The 16,923-nt window shown below is 72.2% G+C and carries 14 protein-coding genes and 1 tRNA gene; 7 read left to right on the forward strand and 8 right to left on the reverse strand.

Annotated elements, in window-relative coordinates; all coding sequences use genetic code 11:
* Nucleotides 1-94 precede the first annotated feature (94 nt).
* Nucleotides 95-916 carry a maleylpyruvate isomerase family mycothiol-dependent enzyme gene (locus tag ACFVQ0_RS04025; RefSeq protein WP_390085372.1) on the reverse strand — a complete coding sequence of 274 codons (822 nt, stop codon included), beginning with the start codon at nt 914-916 and terminating at the stop codon, nt 95-97.
* A gap of 220 nt (nt 917-1,136) precedes the next feature.
* Here ACFVQ0_RS04025 and ACFVQ0_RS04030 point away from each other — a divergent pair, with 220 nt between their 5' ends.
* The 6 genes from ACFVQ0_RS04030 (at nt 1,137) to ACFVQ0_RS04055 (ending at nt 7,697) form a co-directional block, all read left to right on the forward strand.
* Complete coding sequence (locus ACFVQ0_RS04030) at nt 1,137-1,862, forward strand: response regulator transcription factor (RefSeq protein ID WP_390084286.1); 726 nt, start codon at nt 1,137-1,139, stop codon at nt 1,860-1,862.
* Nucleotides 1,849-3,915, forward strand: a complete 2,067-nt coding sequence (locus tag ACFVQ0_RS04035; RefSeq protein WP_390084288.1) for a sensor histidine kinase — start codon at nt 1,849-1,851, stop codon at nt 3,913-3,915. The genes ACFVQ0_RS04030 and ACFVQ0_RS04035 overlap by 14 nt, the downstream gene beginning before the upstream one ends.
* Nucleotides 3,916-4,039: 124 nt before the next feature.
* Nucleotides 4,040-4,441: a sortase-dependent protein gene (locus ACFVQ0_RS04040; protein ID WP_390084289.1), complete on the forward strand. Its 402-nt coding sequence runs from the start codon at nt 4,040-4,042 to the stop codon at nt 4,439-4,441.
* A gap of 91 nt (nt 4,442-4,532) precedes the next feature.
* Nucleotides 4,533-5,201: a class F sortase gene (locus ACFVQ0_RS04045; protein ID WP_390084290.1), complete on the forward strand. Its 669-nt coding sequence runs from the start codon at nt 4,533-4,535 to the stop codon at nt 5,199-5,201.
* A gap of 151 nt (nt 5,202-5,352) precedes the next feature.
* The gene (gene sph, locus ACFVQ0_RS04050; protein WP_390084292.1) at nt 5,353-6,333 is read left to right on the forward strand and encodes a sphingomyelin phosphodiesterase; all 981 of its coding nucleotides are present in this window, start codon (nt 5,353-5,355) and stop codon (nt 6,331-6,333) included.
* A 152-nt stretch (nt 6,334-6,485) separates the two neighbouring features.
* Entirely contained in the window at nt 6,486-7,697 is a 1,212-nt protein-coding gene (locus tag ACFVQ0_RS04055; RefSeq protein WP_390084294.1) for a hypothetical protein, read from the forward strand.
* 99 nt (nt 7,698-7,796) lie between these two features.
* Here the strand turns inward: ACFVQ0_RS04055 and rbsD are convergent, their stop codons facing one another.
* The 6 genes from rbsD to ACFVQ0_RS04085 all read right to left on the reverse strand — a co-directional run bounded on the left by rbsD (nt 7,797) and on the right by ACFVQ0_RS04085 (nt 14,065).
* Nucleotides 7,797-8,186, reverse strand: coding sequence for a D-ribose pyranase (gene rbsD, locus ACFVQ0_RS04060; RefSeq protein ID WP_390084295.1), 390 nt, complete (start codon nt 8,184-8,186; stop codon nt 7,797-7,799).
* Complete coding sequence (locus tag ACFVQ0_RS04065; RefSeq protein ID WP_390084297.1) at nt 8,183-9,112, reverse strand: ribokinase; 930 nt, start codon at nt 9,110-9,112, stop codon at nt 8,183-8,185. Before ACFVQ0_RS04065 ends, rbsD begins: the two co-directional genes overlap by 4 nt.
* A gap of 56 nt (nt 9,113-9,168) precedes the next feature.
* Entirely contained in the window at nt 9,169-11,136 is a 1,968-nt protein-coding gene (locus tag ACFVQ0_RS04070) for a substrate-binding domain-containing protein (protein ID WP_390084299.1), read from the reverse strand.
* On the reverse strand, nt 11,126-12,691 hold the full coding sequence (locus tag ACFVQ0_RS04075) for a sugar ABC transporter ATP-binding protein (RefSeq protein ID WP_390084301.1): 1,566 nt from the start codon (nt 12,689-12,691) through the stop codon (nt 11,126-11,128). Before ACFVQ0_RS04075 ends, ACFVQ0_RS04070 begins: the two co-directional genes overlap by 11 nt.
* Nucleotides 12,688-13,725 (reverse strand): LacI family DNA-binding transcriptional regulator, encoded by a 1,038-nt coding sequence (locus tag ACFVQ0_RS04080; RefSeq protein WP_390084303.1) that lies wholly within the window; start codon nt 13,723-13,725, stop codon nt 12,688-12,690. Before ACFVQ0_RS04080 ends, ACFVQ0_RS04075 begins: the two co-directional genes overlap by 4 nt.
* Before the next feature lie 252 nt (nt 13,726-13,977).
* Nucleotides 13,978-14,065, reverse strand: a tRNA-Leu gene (locus ACFVQ0_RS04085).
* 235 nt (nt 14,066-14,300) lie between these two features.
* Between ACFVQ0_RS04085 and ACFVQ0_RS04090 the strand changes: the two genes are divergently transcribed.
* Nucleotides 14,301-15,605 (forward strand): DUF2254 domain-containing protein, encoded by a 1,305-nt coding sequence (locus tag ACFVQ0_RS04090; RefSeq protein ID WP_390084305.1) that lies wholly within the window; start codon nt 14,301-14,303, stop codon nt 15,603-15,605.
* Between the two features lie 94 nt (nt 15,606-15,699).
* Here ACFVQ0_RS04090 and ACFVQ0_RS04095 read toward each other — a convergent pair whose 3' ends face one another.
* Complete coding sequence (locus tag ACFVQ0_RS04095; RefSeq protein ID WP_390084307.1) at nt 15,700-16,890, reverse strand: sugar phosphate isomerase/epimerase family protein; 1,191 nt, start codon at nt 16,888-16,890, stop codon at nt 15,700-15,702.
* Nucleotides 16,891-16,923 lie beyond the last annotated feature (33 nt).

Below are 16,923 nucleotides of genomic sequence, written 5' to 3' on the forward strand. Positions count from 1 at the left end.
CCCCAGGCCGGGGAGTTGGCCGATCCGGCGCGCTCCACGGGCTCGTGGAGCCGCACAGCGGTCCGGGCACGGAGGACGTCTGTCCCGGAGTACTTCACGGCGCCGTGAAGTACTCCGGGAAGCGGGGGCCCATCCACGGCTTGCGCCCCCAGGCCAGGACCCGCCCCCTGGCCATGGCGCCCGCCGGTGCGATGCGGCCGAGGGCCATCAGCAGGAACGTGACCGGCTCGATGGAGATCGTGCAGTCCGGGCGGTCCGGCGGCCGGTGGCCCACCGCCGCCGTGCCGTCGGTGAACGTCACCCCCAAGCGGCCGCCGCCCCACAGCCGGACCGAGTAGCGGACGGTGAGACCCGCCGTGGCCCGGTCGTCGGTCACCCGGGGCATGGCTACGACGAAGAAGGGCAGGGTCAGCGCGGCCCGGACCCGGTCGACCATGTGCGGACGCCGCAGTGCCCGCGCCAGGTCGTAGCCGTGGCCCAGCATGTGCGTCAGGAGGTACGCGCCGAGGACCGCGCGGTTCATCGGGCCCATCGGCGTCATCAGCGTCTCGTCCGGAGGGAGCTCGGCCACCGCGTCGAGGAACACGGCGGTCTGCGACACGATCATCGCGGCCAGCGGCTGCCCCGCCCGTTCACCGAACGCCGCGAGGGCCCGCTCGTTGGCCTCGGCCAGGCCCTTCGGGGTGCCGTCCCCGTAGTCGCGCGGGCGTCCGGCGGCCACATCGGCCATCAGCTGGTTGACCTGCGCCAGATGGGCCGCCGCCTCCCCCACCGTCCACTCGGACCCGGGGACCGGCAGTCCTGCGTCCGGGGCGGCGCGCAGCAGGGCGGCGATCTCCGCCGCCGTCTCCCGTATCGCGTCGGCCAGTCCTTCGGGCAGCCTGCCCCGTACCTCGTGCCCCGTCACCGGCTCCACCTTGCTACCCGCCCTCTTGAACCACGTGCCCGTCACGTACGCCTCGTCCGGCACACGGCCCGCACGGCTGACGCACCAGCACAGCCGTCGCACGCGTCCGGCTGTCGCACCCGTACGACCGGCGCGCATGCCAGTTACCTGCGGGTACACAAGAGCATTACCAGGGCTCCACGGGCAAGAGGCCGGGGCCCACTGTTCGAACCCCTCTACGATCGAGCTCGTGTGTGCAAACGTGATCGTCGCTGAAGACGACGAGAAACAGGCCGAACTCCTCCGCCGTTACCTGGAACGCGAGGGCCACTCCGTCACTCTCGTCGGCGACGGTCTGGCCGCCCTCGACCTGGTCCGGCAGCGGGAGCCGGACCTGCTGGTCCTCGATGTGATGATGCCTCGCGCCGACGGTCTGGATGTGGTGCGCGTCCTGCGCGCCGAGCGCCGGGAGCTGCCGGTGCTGATGCTGACGGCCCGCACGACGGAGGACGATCTGCTGCTCGGGCTCGATCTGGGCGCGGACGACTACGTCACCAAGCCGTACAGCCCGCGTGAGCTGATGGCCCGGGTCCGTACGCTCCTGCGGCGCAGCCGCCGCGTCACGGGCGCCGAGCCGGACGACGACCCGACGCTGACGGTCGGTTCGCTCGTCGTCGATCCGGCCCGGCATCTGGTCTCGGTCGGCGGTGAGCCCGTCGAATGCACCCCCGGTGAGTTCCGGATCCTCGCCGCGCTCGCGGCCGAGCCCGACCGGGTCTTCTCCCGGCAGCAACTGCTCGCGGAGCTGCACGGATTCGACCGGTACATCAGCGACCGGACGGTCGACGTGCACATCATGAACCTGCGCAAGAAGATAGAACCCGCCCCGCGCCGGCCGACCCGGCTGCTCACCGTCTTCGGTGTCGGGTACAAGCTGACGGACCCGGCGAAGGCGGCGGCACGTGCGTCGTCGTAGTGGCGCGGGACGCGCGGCCGGCTCCGGACAGCGGGCGGCGGACGCCGGGCAAGGGGCGCGGCTGCCGCTGCGCAAGAGCCTGTTCGCCCGGCTGCTGGCCGTCTCCGCGCTCGTGGCGGCATGTTCGGTGGCTGCCACCGCCTGGCTGGCCGTGCAGACGACATCCGGCGCGATCCGGCAGGAGCAGGGGCAGAACCTCACCGCCGATGCCCGGATCTACCACAGCCTGCTCGGATACGCGGCGGCTCATCCCACCTGGGACGGCGTCGGGAAGACCGTGCGTGACCTGGCGGAGCAGTCCGGCCGGCGGATCACGCTGACGACGGAACGGCGTGCTCCGCTCGCCGACTCGGCCGATCCGGAGACGGCGGCGGCGCTGCCCGCGCAGGCCTCCGCGATCGTCGATCCGCTGTCGGTGGACACGGCGCTGGCGGCCGAGACCGCGGGCGCGTCAGGGGCTCCGGCCGACCGGGTCGATCCGCGAGCGGTCGGGCCGTTCCGGCTGCCCGCCGCCGAGCGGGCGGCGTTGCAGAAGACCGCGGACCGGAAGGTGTCCTGTCTCAGCGCGACCGGGATCGCCTCCGACGTGGTCCGCAGCGCGAGCGGGCGCCCCCGGATCCAGGTGGTGGGCAACGACCCCGACCGCGTCCAGGGCACGCGCTGCGCCACCGATGAGCTGGACAGCCCGACCGCGACCGAGAGGAAGGCGCTCAAGGCCCTCAACCAGCTGGCCGACGCCTGTCTGAAGCGCCAGGGCCGGGCCGGGGTCCAGCTGAAGTTGGATCTGTCCTGGGGCCAGCCCATGGAATCCAGGCCTGCCGTGGCGCTTCCCACCGAGGTGCCGAGCGCGTCGCCCAGCCCCGTGCCGACCTATGCCCCCACCGACGCGCCGAGCCCCGCTCCGGACGCCACCCGCCCGCAGGCGGCCGGAAACGGCGAGGCCGACCGGGCGATCGCCTCCTGCGTCGGCACGGCCCGCCGCGAACAGCTCGGTTCGTACGTCGCCTCGCCCGCCCTGCTGTTCATCGGTGACACGGGCGGCACGACGGTGCCCGGGTTCGATCTCTCACCGGCCAACACCGCGAAGATCGCGGGGGCGGCGGCGCTCGTCCTCGCTCTCACCGTCGGCGCGTCGGTCCTCGTGGGCGCACGGCTCGTACGCCCCCTGCGCGCGCTGACGGGCGCCGCCCAGCGGATGCGGGACGGCGAGGACAGCGTGCCGGTGCTGGTCGCCGCGGACACCGAGATCGGGCGGCTCGCCGCCACGTTCAACGACATGTCCGCCCACCGCGCGCGGCTGGAGGCCCAGCGCAAGGCCATGGTCAGCGATGTCGCGCACGAACTGCGCACCCCGCTCAGCAACATCCGCGGCTGGCTGGAGGCGGCGCAGGACGGAGTGGCCGAGCCCGACCCGGCGTTCATCGCCTCGCTGCACGAGGAGGCGGTGCAGTTGCAGCACATCATCGACGACCTCCAGGATCTGGCCCAGGCCGACGCGGGCGCGCTCAGACTGCACGCCGAGCCGGTCCGGATGGAGGAGTTGCTGGGTCAGGTCGCCGCCGCGCACCAGGCCCGCGCCGAGACGTCCGGGGTGGCGCTGAGCGTGCTGCCGGTGGCCCCGGACCACCCGGTGCCGGGGCTGACGGCCGACCCGGTCCGGCTGCGCCAGGCCATCGGCAACCTGGTCTCGAACGCGGTGCGCCACACCCCGTCCGGCGGAAGCGTCACCCTGCGCCCGTACGGCTCCGATTCCGGCGACGCGGTTCTGGTGGACGTCACGGACACGGGCAGCGGCATACCTCCGGAGGACCTCGCCCATGTCTTCGACCGTTTCTGGCGCGGCGAGAAGTCCCGCAGCCGGCGTACGGGAGGCAGCGGGCTGGGGCTGGCGATCGTACGGAAGCTCACGGAGGCGCACGACGGCACCGTCACCGCTGCGAGCGTGCCGGGGCAGGGCTCCGTGTTCACCCTCCGCCTCCCGGCCGACCGCGTCCCGGCCCACGACCCGGACGGGTCGGAGCGCGGGTCAGAACGCGGGTCCGAGCAGCCCTGATGCGATGAACACAGCGTCCTGACAGCTTCTTCATATCTCCGGGACAGCCTGTCGGCACGCCCCGCGCCGCGGTGCGATTCCGCATCGCGGCGCCGTCGGGGCCGTCCTGAACGGAGCCATATTCATGTCCCTGCGCTCGTCCTTGCGTACCGCTGTCCTGGCCGCCGTGGTGGTCGGCGCGGTAAGCGTCCCCGCCGCCTCGGCCTTCGCCGACTCCTCCGCCACCCCCGCGCCCTCGCGGCCGGCCACGACGGCCACTCCCTCCGAATCGCCCTCGGCCGCCCCCGCCACCGCGGCACCGACCAGGGCCCCGCGCGGCGGAGTCGCCGCGGGCGACAGCCCCACGCCCGCGGTCCGACCCGCGACCGAGGCCCCGCGTGGCGGAGTCGCCGCGGGCGAGCGCCCGGCCGGCACGTCCGGTGACAACACCGCCGCCGTGACGGGGTCCGCCGTGGCGGCCCTCCTGGTCGCGGGCGCCGGAACGGTCGTCCTGCGCCGCCGCTCCACCGGCCGCCGCAACGGCTGACCACCCCTCAGCCGATAGAACCGGCAGTGGCGCCGTCCCGTATAAGGGCGGCGCCACTGCTGTCGGCCGATCACTCCTGGAGTCCGTCCTCATGTCCCGCACGCCCCAGATCCTCCGGCGTACCGCACTGCCGGTGTACGCCTGCCTCGCGCTGACCGCTCTGACCGCGTTGACCGGCTGCTCCGACGCCTCGCCGTCGAAGTCCTCGGCCGCGGCCCGCGGCGCCGAGTCGTCCACCACGGCCGGAACTCCCGCGCCCGATAAGGGAACCGCGTCCGAGCCCGCGCCCCCGTCCCCGTCCACATCCGCGAAGTCCGCCTCGCCGCCCGTACGTGTCTCCATCCCCTCCCTCGGCATCAACAGCGCGGTCATGCGCCTCGGGCTCAACGCCGACGGCACGGTCGAGGTGCCGCCCGCCGACAAGGGCATGACGACCGGCTGGTACACCGGCGGCTCCGTACCCGGCCAGCCGGGCCCCGCCGTACTGATCGGCCACAACGACACCCGCTTCGGCCGCGCCGTGTTCCACGACCTCAAGAAGATCACCAAGGGTGCGGACATCAGCGTCCGTGACGACCGGGGCACCGAGATCCACTTCGAGGTCACCGGCCGGGAGACGGCGAGCAAGAAGGCGTTCCCCACCGCGCGGGTCTACGGACACACCAAGGCCCGTGCGCTGCGGCTGATCACCTGCGACGGCGCGTTCGACGCCGCGGGGCACCCCGTGGACAACCTCATCGTGTACGCCGAACGGAAGTGACGGGCGGCGGAGACCGGGCGCGACGGGCACCTGTTGGACAGCTGCGGTCGGGGCTCCCGGCATCTGCCGTCTACCCACGGGTAACTCCCGCTGCTTTCATGGGTTCCAGCATTCATCCGCCCCCACGCAGCAGCAGACTCAGGAGTACCCCGTGCCGCACTCCGCGCTCCGCCGAATCTCCGGCGTGACCCTGTCCGCCACGCTCACCGCCGCCGCACTGGTGGCCGTCGCACCGCGGGCATCGGCCGCCGACACCCCGCCGCTCCGGGTGCTCACGTACAACACGTTCCTGATGAGCACCAGCCTCTACCCCAACTGGGGGCAGGCGCACCGGGCCGCGGAGATACCGAAGGCCGGCTTCTTCCGGGGCAATGACGTCGTCGTGCTGGAGGAGGCGTTCGACAACACCTCCTCCGACGCCCTGACCCGCGACGCCGCCGGCCAGTACCCGTACCACACACCGGTAGTGGGACGGAGTCGGAGCGGCTGGGACGCCACCAGCGGCGCCTACTCGGCCACCACGCCGGAGGACGGCGGCGTCACGATCCTGAGCAAATGGCCGGTCGTCCGCCAGGAGCAGCACATCTACAAGGACGCCTGCGGCAGCGACTGGTGGTCCAACAAGGGCTTCGCGTATGCCGAGTTGAACGTCAATGGCGTCCGCGTGCACGTGGTCGGAACCCATACCCAGTCGACCGACCCGGGGTGTGCGTCGGGCGAGGCGGCTGCTATCCGGGCGCTGCAGTTCCGGCAGATCGACGCGTTCCTCGACGCGAAGGACATCCCCGCCTCCGAACAGGTCATCGTGGCAGGTGACCTCAACGTGGACTCCCGCTCCCCCGAGTACGCCGCCATGCTCGCGAACGCCGGGCTGACCGCCGCGGACGCCCGCACCGGGCACCCCTACTCGTTCGACACCCGGGACAACTCGATCGCCGCCGAGCGCTACCCCGACGACCCCCGCGAGGACCTCGACCACGTCCTGCACCGCACGGGGCACGCGAGGCCGGCGGGGTGGACGAACGAGGTGGTCAAGGAGGAGAGCGCGCCGTGGACGGTGTCGAGCTGGGGGACGGACTACACGTACACGAACCTCTCCGATCACTACCCGCTCGTGGCATCGGGCCGATAACCGGCTTCCGGACCCCGGTCCTTGCCGGGATCGGGCAGGAAGCGGGGTCCGGGGCTGCCGGTCCCGCTTCTTGATGCCCGGCCGGGCGCGGCGCAGGCTGAACGGACAAGGGGATGGGGACGCGACGCGAGGGGGACCGGATGAGGGGGCATGTGCCCGTGTTCCGGTGGGTGCTGGCGGTCGGCCTGGTGCTGATCGGGTGTTCGCTGGGGGTGTATCTCGCCGTGCCCGGCTTCCCAGAGCTGCGGCAGGTGGAGCTGACGGTGCTCCACGAGTCGGCCGACGGGACGTGCACGGTGCGGTGGGACGATCCGTTCGGGCAGGGCCGGCGCGAGGGGCCGTACCGGTGTGATCCGGAACGCGATCCGCTCCTCAAGGCGCCGTACTACGACGAGGGTTCCGGGCTCGGCTGGGAAAGCGGTTTCGTGTTGGCAGAAGGCGCGGACCGAGGTGATCTGTACGAGCTGGACCAGGACGACGGACCGGCCGACAAGCTGATCCGGATCTCCGACGCGCTGCTGGCGGTCGGCCTTCTCGTGACGATCGTCGGTCTCGTCGGTGGGAACATCCGGGCCGTGGCGCGGGCGAGCGGGGTGAGACCGCAGGTGATACGCCGGGCCTGGCTGCTCAGTGACGCCGCAGAGGCGGTGGCCGTCGATCACCAGCGGGCCGTGGAGGCCGTACGGGCGGCCTGGGCGCCGTTGCACAGGGAGCTGGTGGACGAGCGGCTGGGCCGGCTCCCGGTGGCGCGGCTGCGCTGGGCGGTCAGGGGGCGGCCGGGGCCCGGTGAGTGGGAGCAGGGCGGCATCCGGAGCGTGCGGGACGTGCTCGATGCCGGGGCGTGGGAGCTGGGCCGGTTGCCGGGGGTGGGGCCCCGGGCGGCCGGGCGCGCGGTGGCCGCCGCGCGGCGGATCTCCGACCGGGTGGACGCCAACGCCGCCGTACGGGTCGACTCCGACCGGCCCGACCCCCGGACGACGGCTCTGCTGGTCGCCCTCCAGGTGCTGGTGGAGGGCGGAGCGGCGGCCCGGCGCACGGCGGTGGCGGGACGGGCCCTGGCCGAGCGGCTCGAACCGCTGCTGGCCGACGCCGAACCGTGCGGTGGGTACCGGGAGATGCTGCGTGCCGGGCCCGCCCGGCGCCGTCTCGCACGGGAGTCCGTGGCGCTGCTGCGTGCGGAGTTGGCCGAGGCCGCGCGGGACCGCCTGGCGGACCGGTTCACGCAGACGTCGGTGGACCTGCTGCGGGGTCAGCACAACGAGGCCGCCGGGCTGGCCGCGCGGGTGGACTTCGACGCCCGCCCCGCCGAGTACCGCCGGGTGCTCGTGGACGTCACGGGCCATGGCATCGTGACGGCGGACTGACGGCGCGGGACCCGGCGGTACGCCATGGGCGCGCGGGCCCGCCGGTACGCCGACGGCGCACGGCGCGCGGGGCCCGCCCGTGCGCCGTGCGCGGTCTGCTCAGAAGAAGACTCCGCAGCGCAGCAGCACATTCGCGTACGGCCGCGCCTCGCCCGTACGCACCACCAGGCGCGCGTGGGTCGTGAGCGCCTTGAGCGCGTCGTGGGGGACGTGGGTGAGGTCCGGGAGGCGTTCGGCCAGCAGGCGGGACGCCGCCGGGTTGGCGTCCCGGATCTCCTCGGCCGCCGTCGCGCCCTCCACCACGAGTTCGTCCAGCAGCCCGTCGAGCACCTCCGCGAACGACGGGACGCCCGCCCGGAAGGCCAGGTCGACGACGCGCGGGCCCGGCGGGACGGGCATGCCGACGTCGCAGACCAGGACGGTGTCGCCGTGGCCCAGTTCGGCCAGGGCGCCCGCGAGATGGCGGTTGAGGATGCCTGACTTCTTCACAGTGCGCCGATCTCTTCCTCGGTGGGGAACGACGCCTGCGCGCCCTGCCTGGTGACGGCGGCCGCGCCGACCCGCACGGCGAGGGTCGTCGCCACGGGGAGCGTCTCCCCCAGGCCGAGCCGCCAGGCCAGGGCCGCGGTGAACGCGTCGCCCGCGCCGGTGGTGTCCACCGCGTCGACCTCGGGGCTGGGTACCCGTACGCACTCCCCGGTACGGGTGTCGGCGGCCAGTGCGCCGCCCGCGCCCAGGGTGATCACCACCGAGCGGGGGCCGAGCGCGGTGAGGGCCTGAGCCCAGGACTCGGGGGTGGTGCCCGCGTCCCGGCCCAGGATGAAACGGGCCTCGTGCTCGTTGACCACCAGGGGGTCGCAGGCCGCCAGCACTTCGGCGGGGAGCGGGGCGGGCGGGGACGGGTTGAGGACGAGCCGGGTCCCGGCGGGGAGCACGCGGGCCGTCTCTGCGACCGTGTCCAGCGGGATCTCCAACTGGACGGAGACGACCCGGGCGGCGGAGAGGAGGGGGGCCGCCGCCCGGACGTCCGCCGGGGTGAGCCGTGCGTTGGCGCCCGGCGAGACGACGATGCTGTTGTCGCCCGTCGGATCGACCGTGATCAGGGCGACGCCCGTCGGCGCTCCGCCCACGAGGACCCCGGTGGTGTCGACGCCCGCAGAGCGCTGCGATTCCAGCAGCAGCCTGCCGTGCGCGTCATCACCGACCCGGGCCAGCAGCGCCGTGCGGGCGCCGAGGCGGGCGGCGGCGACCGCCTGGTTGGCGCCCTTGCCGCCCGGGTGGACGGCAAGGTCGGAGCCGAGCACCGTCTCCCCCGCCGCCGGGCGCCGGTCGACGCCGATGACCAGGTCGGCGTTGGCCGAACCGACGACCAGGAGGTCGTACCGGGCGGGCCCGGAGTCCTCGTTCTCGTACATCTGCTGCTACTGCCTTCCTTCCGTGGAGCGGGTGGCCGGGGTGGTGTGCCGCCCGGTCAGGAGAAGTCCGCCACGTTCTGCCGGGTGACGACCTTGACGGGGACCTTGACCGTGCCGGCGACCTTCTTGTCCTCGGCCGCCCGGACCGCGTTCTGTACGGCGATCTTCCCGAGCTCCTTGGGCTGCTGGGCGACGGACGCGTACAGCGTGCCGGCGCCGACCGCCTTCAGGCCGTCCGGTGTGCCGTCGAAGCCGACCACGGAGACCGACTTTCCGGCCTTGCTGCCGAGGGCCTTGACCGCGCCGAGCGCCATCTCGTCGTTCTCCGCGAAGACACCGGTGATTCCTGGGTGGCCCTGGAGGAGGTTGGTCATGACGTCCAGGCCCTTGGTGCGGTCGAAGTCGGCGGGCTGGGTGGCCACCACCTTGATGCCCGGGTACGCCTTGATTCCTGCGGCGAAGCCCGCCCCGCGCTCGCGGCTGGCGGAGGTGCCCGCGGTGCCCTGGAGGACGACGATGCTGCCCTTGCCGCCGAGTTTGTCGGCGAGGGCCTTGGCGGCGAGCTTGCCACCGGCCACGTTGTCGGAGGCCACCAGTGTCGCGGTGTCCGCCTTGTTGACGCCCCGGTCGGCGGCGACCACGGGGATGTCGGCGTCGTTGGCGCCGCGTACGGCCGGTCCGACCGCGTCGGAGTCCACCGGGTTGACGATGACCGCGTCGACCCCGGAACTGGTGAAGTTCTGGAGCTGGTTGGCCTGCTGGGAGGCGTCGTTCTGCGCGTCGGTGACGGTGAGGTCGATCCCGGCGGCCTTGGCCTCCGCCTGCGCACCCGCCTTCATCTGGACGAAGAAGGGGTTGTTGAGCGTGGAGAGGGACATCCCGATCCGGGTGTTGCCGCCGGAGGAACCGGAGTTGAAGAACGTCACGGCGGCGATGACGGCCGCCACGCAGACCAGTGCGAGACCGGCCTTCACCGCTCCCCCGCGCCCCGATCCCGGTGATCCCGGCCCGGCGGCGGAGGAACCGGCCGAGGACGTGGCCCCGGAACCGGCCTTGCGACGCAGTGTGTCGAGCAGCACCGCGAGGGCGATGACGACACCGATGACGACCTGCTGCCAGAAGGCGGACACGGACATCAGGTTGAGGCCGTTGCGCAGCACCGCCAGGATCAGTGCGCCGATCAGGGTGCCGGAAGCCTTGCCGACGCCGCCCGCGAGGCTGGCACCGCCGATGACGACGGCGGCGATCGCGTCGAGTTCGTACCCCTGTGCGGCCTGCGGCTGGGCGGAGGTCAGCCGGGAGGCGAGGACGATGCCCGCGACGGCGGCGAAGAGGCCGGACAGCGCGTAGATGGCCAGCTTCTGCTTCTTGACCCGGAGCCCGGAGAGCCGGGCCGCCTCCTCGTTGCCGCCGATCGCGTACATCGACCGGCCGAGGTAGGTGCGGGCGAGGACGAGTGCGGTGATCAGCCCCATGGCGATCATGACGAGGACCGGTACGGGCAGCCAGCCGCCGAGCGTGTCACCGAGGGTGGAGACGGAGTCGGGGAACGCGATCGGGCTGCCCTGGGAGATCACCAGGGACAGACCCCGCGCGATCGACAGCATGGCCAGCGTCGCGATGAACGAGGGCAGCTTCCCGTACGCGACGAGGGCGCCGTTGACGAAGCCGCAGGCGATGCCGGTGGCGACGGCGAGGAGGACGGCGAGTACGACGGGCATCCCCGCCGACGTCGCCGACCAGGCGAGGACCGTCGCGGAGAGCGCGGCGACCGAGCCGACGGACAGGTCGATACCGGCGGAGACGATGACGAAGGTGACGCCGAACGCGAGGATCGCGGTGACGGCGGCCTGCACGCCGACGTTCAGCAGGTTCTGGGTGGTGAGGAAGTCGCCCGAGAGCAAGGACATCGCCAGCAGCAGGACGACCAGGGCGGTGAGGGCTCCGTTGTCGAGCAGCAGGCGGCGCAGGCCCGGCCCGGCGGCTCCCGTGCCCGCCTTGCGCGGATGGGTGTCAGTGGCCACGGGGGCCCTCCTCGTCGTTCTCGATGCGTGCGGTGGGTTCGGTCGGGTCGGTCGGGTCGGTCGCGGGGGCGGAGCCGACGGCGAGGGCCATCACGGCGTCCTGGGTGGCCCGCTCCGCGGGGAGTTCACCGGCGATCCGGCCCTGGGCCATGACCAGCACCCGGTCGCTCATGCCGAGGACCTCGGGCAGATCGCTGGAGATCATCAGGACGGCGTGGCCGGAGGCGGTCAGTTCGTTGATGAGCTGGTAGATCTCGACCTTGGCGCCGACGTCGATGCCCCGGGTCGGTTCGTCGAGGATCAGCACCCGGGTGTCCGCGAGCAGCCATTTCCCGATGACGACCTTCTGCTGGTTGCCGCCGGAGAGGGTGCGCACGTGCTGGCCGAGGCCCGCCATCCGTACGCCGAGCTGTTCCGCGATCCGGGCGGCGGCCGTGCGCTGGCCCTTGAGGTCGACCAGCCCGGAGCGGCTCGCCGCGCGCAGGGTGACCAGGCCGAGGTTCTCCTGCACGGAGGCGTCGAGCACCAGGCCCTGGCCCTTGCGGTCCTCGGGGACGAGGCCGAGCCCGGCGCTCATGGCGGCGGTGACGTCGTGCTTGCCGAGCCGCTCGCCGCGTACGTCGACGGTGCCCGCGTCGTACGGGTCGGCGCCGAAGACGGCGCGGGCGACCTCGGTGCGGCCGGCCCCGACGAGTCCGGCGAGGCCGACGACCTCACCGGCGCGCACGTCGAAGCTGATGTCGTGGAAGACGCCGCCCCGGCTGAGGCCGCGCACGGACAGCAACGGCTCCCCGGCATCAGCACGTTCACGGGGGTACTGCTGGTCGATGCTGCGGCCGACCATCAGCTGGACGAGTTCCGTCTCCGGGGTCGAGGCGGGCACCTGGTCGATGCTGCGGCCGTCGCGCAGGACGGTGACGCGGTCACCGAGGGCGGCGATCTCGTCCAGGTGATGGGTGATGAAGACGATGCCGACGCCGTCCTCGCGCAGTCTGCGGACGATCCGGAAGAGCTTGTCGACCTCTTCCGAGGTGAGGACCGCGGTCGGCTCGTCCATGATCAGGACGCGCGCCCGAAGGCTGAGGGCCTTGGCGATCTCGACCATCTGGAGCCGGGCGATGCCCAGTTCGCGGATCTTCGCCCGGGGCGACACACGCAGGCCGACGCGGCGCAGCAGCACCTCGGCGTCGGCCTCCATCCTGCGCCGGTCGATCAGTCCGTACCGGCGCGGCTGGCGGCCGAGGAAGATGTTCTCGGCGACCGTGAGATCGGGGACCAGGTTGAACTCCTGGTAGATCGTTGCGATCCCGAGCTTCTCGGCGTCCTGCGCCCCGTTGATGCGGACTTCCTGTCCGCGGGCGAAGATCCGGCCGCTGTCGGGGCGGTAGGCGCCGGAGAGCATCTTGATGAGGGTGCTCTTGCCGGCGCCGTTCTCGCCGAGCAGGACGTGGACCTCGCCGCCGCGCAGATCGAAGTCGACGCTGTCCAGGGCGACCACGCCGGGGAAGGTCTTGCGTACGCCTTCGACGCGCAGCAACTCGACTGACTCGCTCACGCGTCACTCCTCGGCTCGGTGGCGGACGGTCCCGGTTCGCTCGTGCGCTCACCGCAGGAGCCGCGTACGACGAGACGGGCGGGCAGGGTGACGGACTGCGGGGGGCGGCCCTCGACGATGTCGACCAGGGCGCGTACGGCCGCGCGGCCGAGTTCGCCGGTCGGCTGGGCGATCGCGGTGATCGGCGGTCCGGTGTGGACGAACCAGGGGATGTCGTCGAAGGCGGCGATCCCGATGTCCTCTGGCACCCGCAGTCCGTGGGCGCGGATGGCGTCCAGGGCGCCGAGCGCCATCAGGTTGTCCGCCGCGAACACGATCTCGGGCGGTTCGGGGAGGGCGAGGAAGTGCTCGGTGGCGCGCCGGCCGCTGGCCGCCTGGAAGTCGCCCTGGCCGATGTAGGCGTCCGGCAGCGCGAGTCCGTGCGCGCTCATCGCGGACCGGAAGGCCTCGACGCGCTCGTCGCCGGTGGTGGTGGCGGCGGGCCCGGCGATGATGGCGAGCCTGCGGTGGCCGAGCGCGTACAGGTGGGCGACCAGGTCCTGGATGGCCCGGTGTCCGTCGGCGCGGACGACGGGGACGTCCACACCCGGCATCCAGCGGTCCACGAAGACCATCGGGGTACCGGCGCGGGCCACGTCGTGCAGCAGCGGGGAGTCGCCGTCGGCGGGCGAGACGAGGAGGCCGTCGATCCTGCGGTCCAGCAGGGTGCGGACGTGGTCGTCCTGCTGCTCGGGCCGCTCGTCGGCGTTGCCGATGATCACGCTGTAGCCGAGGGCGCGGGCCTCCTCCTCGACGGAGCGGGCCAGCGCGGTGAAGTACGGGTTGAGCACGTCGCTGATGACCAGACCGAGCGTGCGGGTCTGATCGGTGCGCAGCGAGCGGGCCAGAGTGTTGGGCCGGTAGCCGAGGGCTTCGACGGCGGCGAGGACGCGTCTGCGCGCGTCCGGGCTGACGGAGGGATGGCTGTTGAGGACGCGGGAGACCGTGGCGACAGAGACTCCTGCCTGGGCCGCGACATCCTTGATGCTCGCCATTTCCGGGACCACCTCCTTGTGGTTTCCGTACGCCTCGAAACCAGCGGCCCAGGGCCATGGAATCGATTACACGGATGATTGGAATCGATTACATGGCCGAAGACAACCCCCCACCCGCCCTCCGAGACCGGATCGTGACGCGAGGGGCCAGGCATGGCGGGGGTGGCCGCGCGGGCGGCTGAGGGAAGGGGGCACGGTGGTCGTACCGGTGCCGGGAAAAGCAAAAGACCCCTGATCAACAGGGGTCTGAGCTGGTGTCCGAGGGGGGACTTGAACCCCCACGCCCGATAAAGGGCACTAGCACCTCAAGCTAGCGCGTCTGCCATTCCGCCACCCGGACTGGGTGGTCAGCCGCGGTTTCCCGTGGCGACAAAGAAAACAATACCAGGGGTTTGGGGTCCGTCTCACCTGCATATTCGGTGGTCAGCGGGGTGCGGGCCGAGCGGGCGGGCGCTCGGGGCGGAGCGCCCCCGCCGTCGCGCACGTTGCGTCGCCACTCACGTACGGACGGTGTGCCCGGAGGGTCGGCGGCGGGGTCCACGAGGGGGCGGGCGGGGCGGGTTACGTTCGCCGGCATGAGTGATCGCGGCTATCGGCCACCCCGCGCCCTGTCACCGCTGCGCGAGCACCTGCGCGAGACCTTCTGGTTCGCACCGACCCTGACGCTGGTCTGCGCGATCGTGCTCTGGTTCGCCGCCTCCGCGCTCGACGAGCAGCTCGTCGGCTATCTCAAGGACGAGCGGGCGTACGACGAGATCAAGGATCTGATCTCCGTCGCGGACGACACCAAGCAGATCGTCGTCACCGTCAGCTCGGCGATGATGACCTTCATCGGTGTGGTCTTCAGCATCTCGCTGGTGGCCGTGCAGATGGCGAGCGGACAGCTCACGCCCCGGGTGGTGCGGATCTTCGTACGGAGCCGGATCAGCAAGCTCACCCTGTCGGTCTTCCTGGCCACGTTCGTCTTCTCGCTGCTGGTCCTCAGCTCGTACGAGAGCGAGAAGGATCCGCACCGGATCACGTCCGTACCGTTCGTGCAGAGTGTGCTGACCGCCGCGCTCGTCGGGCTCAGCCTGCTGCTGTTCATCGCCTATGTGAGCTCCACCCTGCGCCTGATGCAGGTGGGCCCCGTCGTCGACCGCATCACCCGGGACTCGTTCCGGGTACTGGGGCGGATGCCGGCCGGCCGGCCGCAGGAGGAGCCGCTCGGCGCCGAGACCGGGCAGCTCGTGCACGAGGGGCGGGCCGGGGTGCTGCGGGACGTGAACGTGGCACGGCTGGTGCGGGCCGCGCGGCACCAGGGCGTCGTTCTGCGGCTGATCCCCCGGCTCGGGGACTTCGTCGTGCCGGGGACGCCGGTGCTGGCGGTGCACGGCGGGGCCGCGCCGCCCCGGCGCGCGCTGCGGTACACGGTGTCCGTCGGGGTCGAGCGCACGCTCCACCAGGACCTGGCGTTCGGGCTGCGCCAGTTGTCGGACATCGCGCTGCGGGCCCTGTCCACGTCGGTGAACGATCCGACCACCGCCGTGCAGTGCCTGGACCGGATCGTGCAGTTCCTCGCGGCCGTCGCGGACCTGCCCCTCGGCACCGTCCACCACCGGGACCGCAAAGGAGTCGTGCGGCTGGTGCAGGACGTACCGGGCTGGGCGGATCTGGTGGATCTCGGATTCGAGGAGGTCCGGCGCTGCGCCTCGGACGCTCCGCAGGTCACCCGGCGGCTGCTGGCCGGGATCGACGATCTCCTGCTGCTGGCGCCGCCCGACCGGCGGCAGCCGCTGCTCCGGCACCGGGCGCTGCTGACCCAGGGGGTTGAGCGGACGGTGCGGGGCGCGGCCGAGCGGGAGTTCGCGCTGCTGCCCGACCGGCAGGGGATCGGGTGAGCCCGGCCCGCCCCCGACGGCCCCGGGCCTCCCCGCGCGGTGTGCGGGGAGGCCCGGCGTACGAGGCGCCGCGGGGCGGGCCCCGCGGGTGGTGCTACTTGCGCAGCGCCGCCATCCCCTCGTAGCTGATCCGCGCCTGCTTCAGGGACTGGGCGAGGTCCGTGTCGCTCGGGGCGGTGTCCTGCTCGACCATCGGGTTGCGGTAGTTCGTCTCCCCGACGCGGCGGAAGAACGTCCGGTAGTCGATGACCCCGGTGCCGAAGGGGACCATCTCGTAGCCGTCGCCGTTGGTCGTGCTGACCACACCGTCCTTGGCGTGGAAGAGCGGGTAGCGCTTGTTGTGGCGGCTGACCAGTGCCGCGGGGTCGAAGATGTTCTCCCGCTGCGATCCGTCACGCGTGGTGTAGGTGTGGAACTTGTACTGGGCGACGTGCGCCCAGAAGATGTCCATCTCCAGCCACACGGTCTTCGGGTCGGTGACCTTGAGGAAGTATTCGAGCTTGCGGACACCGGAGCTGCGGGTGGGCCGTCCCTGGTCGTCCAGCGGACCGCTGTCGAGCAGGAAGCCGTAGGCCGCGTCGTGGTTGTGGGTGTACAGCTTGATGCCCGCGCGATGAGCGATCTTCCCCAGTGAGTTCCACTTGTCTGCGGCCACGTCCCAGTCGGCGCGGTACGCGCTGCCGGTGGGGTCGCCACCGGTGCCCATGTGGTCCATGCCGAGGATGTTCGCTATTTCGAGGTGCCGCTTGAACTCGTCCAGGTCGCTCGGGGTCAGCGGCCAGGAGCCCGGAATGAAGCCGTGGTTGCCCTGGGCGCGCAGACCGTACTCGTCCAGCCAGGAGCGCAGCAGCTTCGCGCCCTGCACCGTTTCGAGGTTGCTGCCGCCGGGTGCGTTGGCGTGCTGTCCGTACCCGGCGAACTCGACCTGCTTGTAGCCGTAGCGGGCCAGCTCCTTGAAGACCGCGCGGAAGCCCGAGGGAAGGCTGGTGCTGAGCGGGTCCCGGGCCGTGGCGTCGCGCACGGTGTACAGGATGATTCCCCGCTTCGACGGCGGAACCAGAGCCTGGCCGTGCCCGTTGCCGTGGCCGTGGTCATGCCCGTGCCCGTGGCCGTTGCCGTGGCCCGGGTGGGAGGAGTGGGCGAAGGCGGGCGACGCGCCGAGTACGGGCGCGGCGATCGCCGTCGCCGCGACGGCGGTGCAGGTGCTGAGGAATCGGCGGCGGTCGACACCGAGGGTGCGGCGCAGGGCGTTGTCGGTTCCGGATTCGTCGTTGTACTCGGTCACGGTCTCTCTCTTTCTCGAAAAAGCGCACAGGGC

The organism is Streptomyces sp. NPDC057900 (assembly GCF_042887885.1).
GTDB lineage: Bacteria > Actinomycetota > Actinomycetes > Streptomycetales > Streptomycetaceae > Streptomyces.